A 13,517-nucleotide genomic window follows, 5' to 3' on the forward strand; every position below is an offset into this window, starting at 1 on the left:
AGAGCGCAATTGCTGAGAGACTTCCGAAACAAAGGAATCAACGTGACCGTACCGGTCAGTTGTATCATGTTTCTAAGCCATCAAAGATGGCAAGAACCATGACAAGTCGAACAGTATGTCTTGGCTCGCAGAGACAAGAGGTTCCTTATTCTTTTTTCCGAAGGGCTAACCCGTGAAGCTAGCCATCAAATTTGATGGCATGAAAAAATCCGTTATGCCGAAACATCGGCATAACGGATTTTTTATTTCAAATGATTATTTTTCGCTGAAACGAACGACATCGCGAGCAATCATTAATTCTTCATCTGTAGGAATCAATAATGCTTTCACTTTTGAATCATCAGTAGAAATGATTCTTTCAACACCCCGGACATTGTTCTTTTCATCGTCGATTTCACAACCGAACCATGAAATACCATCAATGATGATTTTGCGGGTAGAAGCAGAATTTTCACCGACGCCGGCTGTGAAGACGATCGCATCAACACCATTCATGATTGCAACATATTGTCCAATGTATTTAATGATACGATTATGGAAGATATCCAAAGCAATTTGAGCTTGCTCGTTGCCTTTTCCAGCTTCTGTCTCAACATCGCGCATATCACTTGATACGCCGGAAAGTCCCAAAAGGCCAGATTTTTTGTTCAGAATGTCAACGAATTCATTGATATCAGTGATACCTAGTTTACCCATTAAATAGGCAATCAATGATGCATCGATGTCCCCTGAACGAGTTCCCATCGTGATACCTGCCAGTGGCGTAAAGCCCATGGATGTATCGATTGATTTCCCGCCTTGGACAGCAGTGATGGAACCGCCGTTACCGATGTGGCAAGTAATGATTTTCAACTCTTCAATCGGTCTTCCCAACATTTCAGCAGCGCGTTCGGCTACGTATTTGTGGCTTGTTCCGTGTGCGCCATATTTTCTGGCAGCATATTTTTCATAGTACTCCATCGGAATACTGTATAGGTAGTTTACTTTCGGCATTGTTGTATGGAATGAAGTATCGAATACAGCAACACTTGTGATTTCAGGCAACAATTTTTTGAATGCACGAATGCCGGTAGCGTTGGCTGGGTTATGCAGCGGTGCCAATTCTCCTAATTCTTCGATTTGTTCCAGGACACGCTCATCCACAAGCGCGGAGTCTTTGAATATTTCTCCGCCGGCAACGACGCGGTGGCCGACTCCTGTGATTTCGTCGTAGCTTGAAATGATGTTTAATGCCAATAATTGGTCAAGTAATTTCTGTACTGCAATTTCGTGGTTCATGATGTCTTCGATTACCTGGAATTTTTGGCCTTCCCCGTGTTTGATGGTGAAGACGGAATCGTTCAAACCGATTCTTTCGATTATCCCGGTTGCAAGAACGTCCTTTTCAGGCATTGCATATAAAGTAAATTTCAAACTTGAGCTACCAGCATTGATAGCGATGATTTTTGACATTTTTTTCTCTCCTTTAAATTGTCTGATTTTTCTTATATCTCTAATAAATATTATATCATCTTTGCGCTCCAATTGTGGAAAATATCCAGGAAAGATTGCATCTTTTGTGCGTTTTTAAGATCTGGAATTTCCCCCAAAAGCACTTGTTCAGCTTGAAGAGATTTTTCACCAATTTTTTGAACAATAATGATTGATTTTTTCATACCATTTTTATGGAACAGATCCACCGGAAGACTCAAGAAAGCCTGTATATGAACGTTTTCTTTCAACCATCCCATTAGCACAGATGATTTATCTGTTTCAAAAATGTCGGATGGAACGATAAATATCCCCCAACCGGATTCTTTCAAATAGTTCACATTTTGTTCAAACATTAGGAAATGTGCAAAAGAATTTCCTTCCGGAAAAGCTGTTTGGTAGTTCTTTGCGCGCTCATTAACCGGATAATACCCGATCGGAAAATCGGATACTACGATATCAGAAGGCGCAATCAGCAGTTCCTGCAGGCTGTCCGAGTGGGTGTAATGGATTTTTTCCGAAAATCCCAGCAAGGCTCCGCTGTTGGCCGCAACACTGATCAACAGATCATCATTGTCAACTGCTTCTGCAGTCACTTCATTTCCCCTGCTGGTCAAATGCGCCACGACGATATTCAGAAGATTTCCTGTTCCTGCAGCCAAATCAGAAACATGCAGTTTTTCTGTTTTATCTTTTTTTATTTCTCCGATAAAATATGCGATCAGATAGGCGATCGTGTCTGGTGTCATTTGATGATTCATCTGGAGCTTGTCTTCTTTTGTTGCCTTGATGAAAGTCAGTTGGATGCTCTTGCGGATAATTTCCTTATCCAATGCATCCAAATTCATCTTTTTGTAGAGGCTGTTCAAGCGTTCAACTGCCTCGATTGAAGGCAAGCCTTCCACTTGTTGTGCTTTTGCTTCAAAGGAAAGATTTTCCAACGTTTCGGATAACGCTTCTATATATGTAAGCTCCACTTCCGTTTGAAGCAATGTGATGGCTTCATCCATTAATCCGAAAAGACTCTCAACATTTGTTGCTTTCAAGTCGTTCACCGTCCCTTACTTTTTGTCTTTATCTAAAATACAAAAAAACCTGCGAAGGAAGTGATTGATCATTTGCCCCCGCAAGGTTTTTTGTGTGTATGTAATTGGTTGATCGGCAAAAGTACAAGTATTATTTAGCTGTAGGGTATACAGAAACTTGTTTTTTGTCACGGCCTAAACGTTCGAAACGAACGACACCGTCAACTTTTGCAAATAGAGTGTCATCTCCACCGATACCGACGTTAGTACCTGGATGGATTTTTGTTCCGCGTTGACGGTACAAAATTGATCCGCCAGTTACTGTTTGTCCGTCTGCACGTTTAGCGCCTAAACGTTTAGATTGGGACTCACGTCCGTTGGTAGTAGATCCGCCCCCTTTTTTGTGGGCGAACAATTGTAGATTCAATTTCAACATGTGGTTTGCACCTCCTTATTAAGTAGTACAGTTTTTATTGCATTTTTATGGTCACATAATCTGGATATGTCTGAGCGACATCTTCCAGCGAATAGAATAGATGCTTCAGTAAAATCTGCGTAATGTATTGCTGTTCCGCTTCCCTTTCGGAAAGTATTTCCGCATAGAGATACCCGCCTTCGTCGTCCGCTTCATCAACAAGCATCTGATAACCGGCTAAACGTTCAACGCTATTCACAGTTTCGATGGCCAGTACGGAAACAGCGGCACAGATAATATCTTCACCTTCTACTCCATACCCGGCGTGTCCTGTAATCTCGAAAGAAAGCAGGTTGCCATGGTCATCTTCTTTAAATTTCACTTCAATCATGGTTATTCACACTCTTATGCGTTGATTGCGTCAATGATTACTTTTGTATAAGGTTGACGATGACCTTGCTTGCGGTGTGTATCTTTTCTTCTCTTGTATTTGAAAGTAGTTACTTTCTTTTCTTTGCCCTGTTTTTCAACAGTGCCTTCTACAGAAGCACCTGTTACGAATGGAGCGCCAATTTTAGTTTCTTCTCCGCCTACAAATACGATTTCATCAAAAGTTACTTTATCACCAGCTTCAGCATCTAATTTTTCAATGTAGATCGCTTGACCAACTTCAACTTTTAATTGTTTACCACCAGTTTTGATAATTGCGTACATATTCTCTGCACCTCCTTATTTTACTTAGACTCGCCAAACGGAGTGCCCTTGCAGGTCTCATGACTCCTATTCGTGCGGTTGTAGCTGTGGTGCGCACATTTACAACATTAATAGTCTACCAAAAACAAAGGCTCCCGTCAACCTAAATGAAAACATTAATGAAAATAAGGCGCCTTTTTACCTTTCGCTTTGCTCATGACCAAAAGATACAAAACAAAAAAACAGGGCAGCTGCCCTGTTTTTTTGTCCGGCCTGTGCAAATTTCTGCGGACAGTCCCTAGTCATTGCACTATCCCAAATGGTTCTTGACGAATTCGCTTGAGGATACGATCCGTGTGCCGTATTGTTGCCCGAACTCGGTATCATGCGTAACGATCAGGATACCGGTTCCTCCTGCTGCAATTTCCTGTATCAGCTTACCGATGCTGTCGGAAGATTCGCGATCGAGCGCGGATGTCGGTTCATCAAAACAAAGCACGCGCGGATTCAGCATCATCGCCCGAGCGATTGCGACCCTTTGCTTCTGGCCCCCGGACAAAGTCGACGGCATCGCCTCCAATTTGTCTTCCAACCCCATTTGCTTCAATAATTCGGCTGCTTTTGCAGTCAGTTCTTCACGGCTGCCCAACTTTTGGGCAAGCGGCGCCTCCAGCAGATTGTCGAGCACAGAAAGGTTCGGGAACAAAGCATAGTCCTGAAACACCATGCCGATTTTGTTTTGGTAAAGACGCCTTGTTTTGCGGTCAGCATATTCTGCGCCCTTCAATCCTTGTTTGCATAAGACCGCATCCTCGATCGAAATGGTGCCTTGGTCCGCTTTTTCCAGATTGTTGAGCAGGCGCATCAATGTCGTTTTACCTGTTCCTGAACGGCCCACTAGCACAACGATTTCATTTGAATCGATGTGGAATGAAAAATCATCGATTACGGTTGTGTCATGGTAAGACTTTTTTAAATTCATTGCATTTAGTAACATGATTGCCCATCCCCCCTAAAAATTCCCTTTGGATTCAAGTTTATTCAGCAGCACCGTAATGACAGCCGTAACAGATAAATAGACGACGCCCACTGCCAGGAACGGCACTAACGAAGCATACGTATTCGCAGCAATCTGCCCTGCGCGCAACAGCTCCCCCAGGCCGATGACATAAACCAAAGATGTATCTTTTACTAGCGCAATCACTTCATTCCCTACAGACGGCAATACGATCTTGGTGACCTGGGGGATGATGATTTTGAAAAACCCTCTGACCTTACCGATACCCAACACCGAAATGGCCTCGAACTGTCCTTTCGGAACGGCCGTGATACCTCCGCGGAATATTTCCGCATAATAGGCAGCGTAGTTGATCATATATGCCAAAATCGCTGCCGAAAAACGATCCAGCGTAATGCCTATCAGCGGCAAACCGAAGAAGACAAACATCAATTGCAACAGCAAAGGCGTCCCTCTCATAATGAAGACATAAATCTGGATCAGAAAACCCAGCCACTTCGGTCCGTAAACCCGAATGACGGCAATCAGAAACCCTAACGGAATGCTGGAGATCCCTATGATGAAGAACAACGTAAGTGTCATCTTCAAGCCGTCAAGCAATGATGGCAGTATCGTCTGTATCAAGTCCATTTCATAAACCTCTTTCTTACCCTTTATTTTCTTTATTCACTATAAAACCATTTGTCGTATATTTCATCGAAGGTTCCGTCTTCCTTCATGTCGGCCAAGGCTGCATCGACACGCTCCTGCAGCTCTGTGTTGTTCTTTTTGAAGGCGACCGCCATCTCATCTTCCCCGAAGTTATCCTCCAGGACACGATAGATGTCTTTGCCGGACTGCTTCATGTAGTACCGCCCGTAGACTTCACCGACGACGATGGCATCCACACGTCCTGATTCCAAGTCGCTGAAGGCATTATTATTGGAAGGATAGAGCACCAGATCCCCGCCCAACTTTCCAAATATCCCTGACTCATCTTCCATAATCTTGTCCACTGAACTGGAAGATTGCTGCGTCGAAACCAACTTCCCTTCCAAGTCCGCTTTTGTTTCGATTGCGCTGTCCTTCAAAACGATGATGGATTGCGCATCCACGATGTACGGTTCGCTCAAGAGGACTTTTTCAGCCCGTTCCGGTGTGATGGCATAGCCATTCCAGATCATGTCGATGTTGCCGGAATCCAATTCGGTTTCCTTCATTGCCCAATCGATCGGCTGAAAAACAATTTCAGCTCCGATCCGTTCACCGACCGCCTTCGCCAAGTCGACATCGAAGCCGACGATTTCATTATTTTCATCACGGAATCCCATCGGAGCAAAAGTATCATCCAAACCAACAACCAACGTTTCTGCACCAACGGCTTCAGAGTTGACAGAAGCGTCATCAGCCGACTCACTGCTGCATCCAGCCAACACCAATAACCCTGATCCGACCAGTGCGGCTTTTTTAAGCTTATTCAACATAAGACTTTCCCCCTCAACAAGAACTTTTATTATTCAGCGAACCATTTTGCGTAGATTTCATCGTAGGTTCCATCTTCACGCATATCATTCATCGTTGCATCGATTGCTTCTTTCAACGCGACATCTTCTTTGCGGAGACCCACACCATATTCTTCATCGCCAAAATTATCGGTAAGAACAGCGAACTTTTCCTCGCCTTTTAGTTTCATAGTGTATCGGCCCAACACTTCGTCAACGACGATTGCATCACTGCGGCCGCTTTCCAGGTCATTGAACACGTCGTTGAAGGTAGGATACAAAATCGGCGTGCCCCCATCAAACTCAGCAGCAATTCCCGTTTCGTCGGCAATGATAGCATCGAATGCCGCAGATCCTTGTTGTGTCGCAACGACTTTTCCGGCCAAATCAGCTTTTGTTTCGATATCACTATCCGCCATTGTGACAATAATTTGGCTGTTGCTCAAATACGGTTCTGAGAACAAGACTTTCTCTTTGCGTTCTTCCGTTATGGTATAGCCATTCCAGATCATGTCGATGTTACCAGAAGCCAATTCGGTTTCCTTCATTGCCCAATCGATCGGTTGGAAAGTGATTTCCACATCCAAGCGTTCCGCAACCTCTTTCGCCAACTCGACATCGAAACCGACGATTTCGCCACTTTCATCTTTAAAGCCCATCGGTGCAAATGTATCGTCCAGTCCCATCACCAGTGTTTCTTTGATTTCTGAAACTTCCGATCCAGTTGCAGAAGAATCCTCAGCGGCACCTCCACCGCATGCAGCCAATAAACTTGTAGATGCCAACAACAATAATGCTAATTTTTTCATATCCTTCTCCTCCATATATGTGTACTTTTTACTGCCTTATTTTTGTGGTGTCCCCCATCACGCCGTTTCCAATAAAAAAAGCCCTTTAACTTCCTGTTGAAAGTTAAAGGACGATTGAAGTCGTGGTTCCACCTTTTTTTGCGGGCTCTTCACAGAAACCGCCTCATAACGTTCCGTTTGAAACGTCAGTGCTGTAACGGGCACAACCGAGTCAACCTACTGAGAAAGCGGAAGCTGTCTTTTCGGTATCCTTGCTCAGAGATGTGATTTCACTTATTTCTATTGTTTGCTTACACCGGCCGCAAACTCTCTGGAAATAGTCAAAAGTTACTTTTTCTCTTCATTGCATTTAGAATTTAAGACAATAATACCACAGCTTTCGTCAAATGCAAGCATTTCATTAAAAAATATCTCATTATTTTCTCATCAGGTTCAATCGTACATCCAGCCCACCAATTTGAACAGTGGGTAATAAATCACAATGAACAATACAATATTCAACACAATAGTCGGCCCTAATCGCTCTGAAGCAAATGCACTGAAGTCAAGTTGCGTGATATCCATCAAACTGTAGAAGCCAAAAACGAATGAATCCACCATGACGATCGCAACAATAAACAACAACGCCAGTACAAAAACATTTTCCGCCAGAAATCTCTGCATCTTCTTCACAAAGTAAACGATTACGGCAAAAGCGACTGCGTAAACACCCAGAATGCCGCTATAATAACTGTCGAACAACAGTCCGAAAAGAACTGCGTACAACTGCATCGGCTGCTTAGGGAAATAGTAGGAAAAAAGCACGAATCCGAACAACGCCAAATGCGGCACGAGAATATACTCTTCGCTGACAAACTGGCCCGGAAAGGCATTGATCAAAAAGCCATCCAAAATCAAAAGCACGTAGAGCACCACAGGGATGAAATAAGTGTGATGCAAAGATCTGTTTTGCACCATCACTCACCACTTCCACTCAGCCGTTTGATGACCGTCACGAAGCGAATATTGTAAACCTCACCGGCGGGCTCGATTGTGACTTGCTTAAATAAACCGTAACTGTCCATCGATACTTCTTTGACGCTCCCGATCAACAGAGCGCTTGGAGAAACACCGCCTAATCCTGATGTAATCACGCTATCGCCCGGATTGATCACTGCATCAGGGGCAATCTGGGACATGGAAAGCATCTTCGTATTCTCATCATAACCATTGACAATACCATGTACAGGTCCAGATTCCGTTTGGATTTCAGCTGATACACGGTTGGTTGTATCGTTGGATGTGGTCAAAAGTAGGACTTTCGCACTGGTCGAATTGACTTCGGATACACGGCCGATCAGACCGTTCCCCGCCATCACCGACATATCGACCTCCACCCCGTCCTGGGATCCTTTATCGATGACGATTTGGTTCAGCCAACTGTCGGGATTGCGGGATACCACAGAAGCATTGATCTGTTCATACTCTGACAAAGTAGTTTTCAATTCAAGTTCTTCCTGCATCCTTGCGTTTTCTTGCTCCAAATTATAGACTTTCACTTGCAGCTCATAAACGGTATCAATTTTACTTTTTAAAGATTGGTTTTCTTCATACGTATTCATCAGGTTATCGACTGAATCAACAAAATTCGCCACTACTTCCGCTGGCTTAGAAAATATTCTCGCAATGGAGCCTGTTACATCGTTCCCTACTTGTTGCGGTATCGATGTATCTTCTCTGTTGTTGGTAAGAGAGTATGCTATCAAGCTGATAAAGGTAATCACACTGATCAATAGGATAATCAATTTTTTATTGTTAAAAAACTGATTCACATTGACACCTCATTTCGTACATCACTTTCAATTACATTCATTATACTTACTGCCTTAAATTTTTACGCTTGTAAACGTTAATGTTCTTCAAGGTTTCACCGGTCCCGATGGAGACGCAGTCCAATGGATCGTTGGCGATAAATACAGGAACTTCCGCTTCTGCTGAAATGACTTCAGCGATGCTTTTCAACAAAGCGCCACCACCCGTCAAAACGATACCATGGTCAATGACATCAGCAGATATTTCGGGAGGCGTCTCTTCCAGCACTTCTCTTACGGAAAGGATGATGTTCTCGACCACATCATGGATCGCAACCGCAATATCCTCGGCGTGGATTTCCAAAGTCTTGGGCAGGCCGTTGACCATATCCCGGCCTCTTATTTCCATGGAGCCATAGGAAGCTGCCTTTTCAATATCGGCACAACCGATCGTTATTTTGATGTTTTCGGCAGTCCGCTCGCCTATCAGCAGACCGTACTTTTTGCGGATGAACTGAATGATTGCCTCATCCATCCGATCGCCACCGGCTGTACTGGAACGGCTCGTAACAATTCCGCCAAGCGAAATCGTCGCGACATCCGTCGTACCGCCTCCGATGTCCACCACCATATTGCCTGTAGGCGCATGCACCGGAAGCCCAGCACCCACAGCAGCAGCGAAGGGCTCTTCTATGATGAAGGCTTCTTTCGCTCCGGCTGTCCGGGTAGCATCAAGAACTGCCCGTTTTTCCACTTCTGTAACACCACTCGGTACGCAGACCATCACGTATGGTTTGATGAATGCATTACCCGTCGCTTTTTTGATGAAATATTTCATCATCGCGACAGTTGTATCATAATCCGCAATGACCCCTTCTTTCATTGGGCGGGATGCCACAATGGTGCCGGGTGTCCTTCCAAGCATCTGGAATGCTTCTTCTCCAACGGAGAGAATCTCCCCCGTATGGATATTTTTTGCGACGACAGAAGGTTCTCTGAATACGATGCCCTTGCCGGCTACGAAGACGATCGTATTGGCCGTACCTAAATCAATGCCGATGTTTTTGCCTTTAAAATTCAAACTTACCAAGTACTTCTCATCCTTCCGTCTGATTGACTACAAACTCTCCCACAAACAAATTCTTTTCTATTTTACCACAAACCGGAACAAGAAAAACATCAATGTAACAAACAAAAGAAAGAATTAATCAATTTGACAGGAATGACGTTGATCGGTAATACTGCTGCCGATTATCCCTCCAGATTGACACAATACGTTTGGACCATTCACAGGGAATATCACGGTGGATCGGAGTTCCCGGACGAACATCAGGCATCCGGCATTAAGAAAAGCTGAACGGGTTCGTTCAGCCCTGAAAGAAATTTAGGAAATCTGTCCGACTGAGCATCGAAGAGCGCAATAGGACAGATTTATCTAATTTCCGAAGGGCTAACCCGTGAAGCTGGACATCATTTTAGATGCATGAAACATGTTGCAAACTTGTGAAACACCTATGGTGATGCACTTTTGAGTTGAAAAAATTTTATAAATTCCTATATGTCTTAAAAAGGCCCGAGACAGTGTCCCGGGCCTTTTGATCGATTAAGTTAAGATTAATTAGATTTTTTCAACGTTGGCAGCTTGCGCTCCACGATTTCCCTCAACGATTTCGAATGAAACGGCTTGTCCTTCTTCCAATGACTTGAATCCGTCACCTAAGATAGCTGAGAAATGTACGAATACGTCATCTCCGCTTTCGCGTTCGATAAATCCGAAGCCTTTTTCTGCGTTAAACCATTTTACTGTTCCTTTTTCCATGAAAAATTCCTCCTCGTGCAAAGCACTTTAAATTGTTATTCTTGCTTTTGGTACGATAGGAATGCTCATGACAATCTATTCTTTACCAAACAAAAACACTAACATAATGATATATCAGGTTTTCCGATATTGCAAGTTTTTTGCCATCAAATTTTCATTTCAGCTTGCGTAAATCGTTTAGGAACCTTTACTATATGATACCGTATTCTCGCAGGCTGAGATAATCATCGACCCCGATGATGAAATGATCAAGGATCTCGATCCCCATCATTTCTCCGCACTCCACCATCCTGCGGGTAAACACCAGGTCGGCTTCCGAGGGATCGGGATTACCGGAAGGATGATTATGCGCAAGAATGATCCGCGCCGCCGCAAACCTTACCGCCTCCCGGAATATCTCGCGGGGATGCGCAACCGAACTGTTCAGGCTGCCGATGAAGATCGTCTTTTTCTTGATGATTTCGTTCTTTGTGTTCAGATAGACAGCCACCACGTGCTCCTGCTGGAGATCGCGCATCTCTTTCTGCAGCAGCGTCCCGGCGCTTTGCGTCGATGTGATCGTTCCGCTCTTCAGTTGCGTGGCATTGGCTACACGCACCCCCAATTCAACACAGGCCTTGATTTCGATCGCTTTGGTTCGGCCGATTCCATGAATAGCAGTCAATTCTTCAAGCGAGGCCATCTTCAAGGAATGCAGATCCTCGAACTCATTCAGCACCCGCAACGCCAGCTGCATGACGTTGCTGTCCCTGGGCCCTGTCCGCAGAACGATAGCCAATAATTCATGCGTCGCCAAGGCTTTTTCTCCGAATTGATCCAATCTTTCGCGCGGTCGCGAGGCTTTTGGAACCTCCATCAGCAGATTTGTTTCTTGCACCATCCTGTTTTACCCCTTTCCTTCCGTCTACTCAATAGGTACGCAGGAAGGAGCCTAACAGGTTATTTCTCTTTCAGCCAATCCATGACCGCATGCAGGTCGGGCAAAATGGCAATTGTTTTTGCTTTGGCTTCGTCATCGGGAACGATCAGATCCGGAACCATGATCACTTCAATGCCCGCATCGTAGGCAGCACGGATGCCATTAAGCGAATCTTCCAGGATCAGACAGTCCTCTTTCGGAATGCCAAGGGGTTTCCAGGCGCTCAGGAAAATTTCCGGATTCGGTTTGGCGAAGGATACTTCATCCCCGCACACTTGGTAGCGGAAATACTGTGAAATATCAGCCAATTCGAGGTAGAAACTGACTTCTTTCCTCCGGCTGCTGGAAGCAACGACGCATATTACGCCTTCCTCCTTCAGAAAGGCCAACAGATCGTAAAGGCCTTTTTTGATCGGAAGCCCCTTTTCAGAGGCGATGCCCGTCTGCCTCTCCTTCATTCTCTTCAAAAATCGTTCCGCCAGTTCCGCATCACCAAAGTCGGAAGCCAATTCAGGCATCACATCTTTATCGGATCGCCCTACTTGTTTCAGATAATAATCGAAGTCGAACGCTATCGGCAAAGCCATCTCTTCAGCCAGTTCGCCTTGTGCCTGATAACCCAACGTTTCCGTATCGAACATCAATCCATCCATATCAAAAATGACTGCTTTTTTACGCATCTCCAAACTCCTTATCCTTTAATAAATAATGTCTTACTTCGGAAAGAAAATACAGCGAACCGGTAATCAATAGCATACCTGCTTCAGCTTGCTTCGCCTTCAGATCATCAATCGCAAATCGCCAATCTTCGTAGGCTCCAGCTTCCGGTACACCTACCCGCTCGCACAGTTCTTTGACTGATGCAGCCCTCGGGAAATCAAAAGTGGTCACGTGCAGCTTACTCGCGGGAATTGATTTGATCAACTGGCCCATTTCCTCCAGATCCTTATCCGCCAAAGCCGCCAAGAGGATGGTGATATTTTTATCCGAAAACTTCTTTTTGATCGCTTCAGTCAGCACTGCCATAGCCGGGATATTGTGGGCACCATCCAGCATGATGAACGGTTTTTGCGAAATGATCTCCATCCGGACCGGCCAAGCTGTCCCCAGCAAACCGGATTTGATCGTCGTCTCCGAGTAACTCAAAGCGTATTTTTTGCAGAACAGTAAGAAAGTTTGTAGCGCAGTGGCTGCATTATCGACTTGATGGCCACCCATCAAGGTTATTTCCAGTTTTTCAAAAGCGCCCAACTGAGAGGCAAAGTCAAAGACCTCATGATAATCGGAACCCTCATGCCAATTGGAAACACTGAAATCCGGGCCGAATGCATGCAAGGGCGCAGCTTTTTTTTCCGCAGTGTCACGCATCACCGCAAAAGCCTCTTCAGGCAATCTTCCGATGACGACAGGTGTCCCTTGCTTGATTATTCCGGCTTTCTGGTAGGCGATCTCCGCAATGGTATCCCCGAGGATATTGCTGTGGTCTTTGCCTATCGTCGTGATGAGCGAAAAATCCGGCTCGGCAACATTCGTGCTGTCGTACAAACCGCCCAGACCGACTTCCAACAATACGACATCACAAGGATGTGTCCCAAAATAGGAAAACATCATGGCTGTCACTACTTCGAATTCCGTCAGTGGACCCATATCCGTGCGGCCGATTTCCTCATAGAGTGCGTAAAGGATGTTCGCTTGCTCCAATACGTCTTCATCCGGGATATTCGCCCCATTCACGCTGATCCTTTCATTGAAACTGACGATATGCGGCGAGGTGAAGGTGCCCACCGTATAGCCGGCCGCCATAAACAGGCTTCTTAAGTAAGCAACATTCGATCCTTTTCCGTTTGTTCCGGCAATATGGATGGATCTGAATTTACGTTCCGGGTGATCCAGTTTTTCCATCAACCATTTCATCCGGACTATTCCGGGCTTAGGCCCCATGCCTTTGCGGGTATGGATCCATTCCATCGCTTCTTCATAAGTTGCAAACATCTACCTCTTCACTCCATTTCTGTTTAAGAAGAACCCTATCTACAAAGGAACTTGCTAATAGGGTTCTTCCTGTTCAATTCGATTCT

16 protein-coding genes and 2 other annotated features are annotated in these 13,517 nt (G+C 44.9%); all 16 genes read right to left on the minus strand.

The window, feature by feature from the left end; all coding sequences use genetic code 11:
- Window positions 1-255: 255 nt before the first annotated feature.
- The 16 genes from BMZ71_RS07330 to BMZ71_RS07405 all read right to left on the minus strand — a co-directional run bounded on the left by BMZ71_RS07330 (window position 256) and on the right by BMZ71_RS07405 (window position 13,431).
- Window positions 256-1,452, minus strand: a complete 1,197-nt coding sequence (locus BMZ71_RS07330) for an acetate/propionate family kinase (protein ID WP_086988561.1) — start codon at window positions 1,450-1,452, stop codon at window positions 256-258.
- A 50-nt stretch (window positions 1,453-1,502) separates the two neighbouring features.
- Entirely contained in the window at window positions 1,503-2,516 is a 1,014-nt protein-coding gene (locus tag BMZ71_RS07335) for a class I SAM-dependent methyltransferase (RefSeq protein ID WP_143071402.1), read from the minus strand.
- A gap of 130 nt (window positions 2,517-2,646) precedes the next feature.
- On the minus strand, window positions 2,647-2,931 hold the full coding sequence (gene rpmA, locus BMZ71_RS07340) for a 50S ribosomal protein L27 (RefSeq protein WP_068560128.1): 285 nt from the start codon (window positions 2,929-2,931) through the stop codon (window positions 2,647-2,649).
- 34 nt (window positions 2,932-2,965) lie between these two features.
- Complete coding sequence (locus tag BMZ71_RS07345; protein ID WP_086988559.1) at window positions 2,966-3,301, minus strand: ribosomal-processing cysteine protease Prp; 336 nt, start codon at window positions 3,299-3,301, stop codon at window positions 2,966-2,968.
- A gap of 14 nt (window positions 3,302-3,315) precedes the next feature.
- Window positions 3,316-3,624, minus strand: coding sequence for a 50S ribosomal protein L21 (rplU, locus tag BMZ71_RS07350; protein ID WP_086941781.1), 309 nt, complete (start codon window positions 3,622-3,624; stop codon window positions 3,316-3,318).
- 16 nt (window positions 3,625-3,640) lie between these two features.
- Window positions 3,641-3,714, minus strand: a sequence feature (ribosomal protein L21 leader region).
- A 199-nt stretch (window positions 3,715-3,913) separates the two neighbouring features.
- Window positions 3,914-4,600 (minus strand): amino acid ABC transporter ATP-binding protein, encoded by a 687-nt coding sequence (locus BMZ71_RS07355; protein WP_086988558.1) that lies wholly within the window; start codon window positions 4,598-4,600, stop codon window positions 3,914-3,916.
- Between the two features lie 15 nt (window positions 4,601-4,615).
- A complete protein-coding gene (locus BMZ71_RS07360) occupies window positions 4,616-5,251 on the minus strand; it encodes an amino acid ABC transporter permease (RefSeq protein ID WP_086988557.1) in 636 nt (211 codons plus the stop codon).
- Between the two features lie 32 nt (window positions 5,252-5,283).
- Window positions 5,284-6,084, minus strand: a complete 801-nt coding sequence (locus BMZ71_RS07365) for an amino acid ABC transporter substrate-binding protein (RefSeq protein ID WP_086988556.1) — start codon at window positions 6,082-6,084, stop codon at window positions 5,284-5,286.
- Between the two features lie 29 nt (window positions 6,085-6,113).
- Entirely contained in the window at window positions 6,114-6,911 is a 798-nt protein-coding gene (locus BMZ71_RS07370) for an amino acid ABC transporter substrate-binding protein (RefSeq protein WP_177187533.1), read from the minus strand.
- Window positions 6,912-7,014: 103 nt separating this feature from the next.
- Window positions 7,015-7,264 (minus strand) — a binding site (T-box leader).
- Between the two features lie 79 nt (window positions 7,265-7,343).
- On the minus strand, window positions 7,344-7,868 hold the full coding sequence (gene mreD, locus BMZ71_RS07375) for a rod shape-determining protein MreD (RefSeq protein WP_068560111.1): 525 nt from the start codon (window positions 7,866-7,868) through the stop codon (window positions 7,344-7,346).
- Window positions 7,868-8,722: a rod shape-determining protein MreC gene (mreC, locus tag BMZ71_RS07380; RefSeq protein ID WP_086988554.1), complete on the minus strand. Its 855-nt coding sequence runs from the start codon at window positions 8,720-8,722 to the stop codon at window positions 7,868-7,870. The genes mreD and mreC overlap by 1 nt, the downstream gene beginning before the upstream one ends.
- Before the next feature lie 46 nt (window positions 8,723-8,768).
- Window positions 8,769-9,782 (minus strand): rod shape-determining protein, encoded by a 1,014-nt coding sequence (locus BMZ71_RS07385; protein ID WP_086988599.1) that lies wholly within the window; start codon window positions 9,780-9,782, stop codon window positions 8,769-8,771.
- Window positions 9,783-10,319: 537 nt separating this feature from the next.
- Window positions 10,320-10,520 carry a cold-shock protein gene (locus BMZ71_RS07390; RefSeq protein ID WP_068560106.1) on the minus strand — a complete coding sequence of 67 codons (201 nt, stop codon included), beginning with the start codon at window positions 10,518-10,520 and terminating at the stop codon, window positions 10,320-10,322.
- A gap of 190 nt (window positions 10,521-10,710) precedes the next feature.
- On the minus strand, window positions 10,711-11,400 hold the full coding sequence (gene radC / locus BMZ71_RS07395) for a RadC family protein (protein ID WP_068560104.1): 690 nt from the start codon (window positions 11,398-11,400) through the stop codon (window positions 10,711-10,713).
- A 59-nt stretch (window positions 11,401-11,459) separates the two neighbouring features.
- Complete coding sequence (locus BMZ71_RS07400) at window positions 11,460-12,119, minus strand: HAD family hydrolase (RefSeq protein ID WP_068560100.1); 660 nt, start codon at window positions 12,117-12,119, stop codon at window positions 11,460-11,462.
- Window positions 12,112-13,431 carry a bifunctional folylpolyglutamate synthase/dihydrofolate synthase gene (locus BMZ71_RS07405; RefSeq protein ID WP_068560097.1) on the minus strand — a complete coding sequence of 440 codons (1,320 nt, stop codon included), beginning with the start codon at window positions 13,429-13,431 and terminating at the stop codon, window positions 12,112-12,114. Before BMZ71_RS07405 ends, BMZ71_RS07400 begins: the two co-directional genes overlap by 8 nt.
- Window positions 13,432-13,517 lie beyond the last annotated feature (86 nt).

The sequence above is a fragment of the Trichococcus flocculiformis genome, assembly GCF_900113645.1.
Taxonomy (GTDB): domain Bacteria; phylum Bacillota; class Bacilli; order Lactobacillales; family Aerococcaceae; genus Trichococcus; species Trichococcus flocculiformis.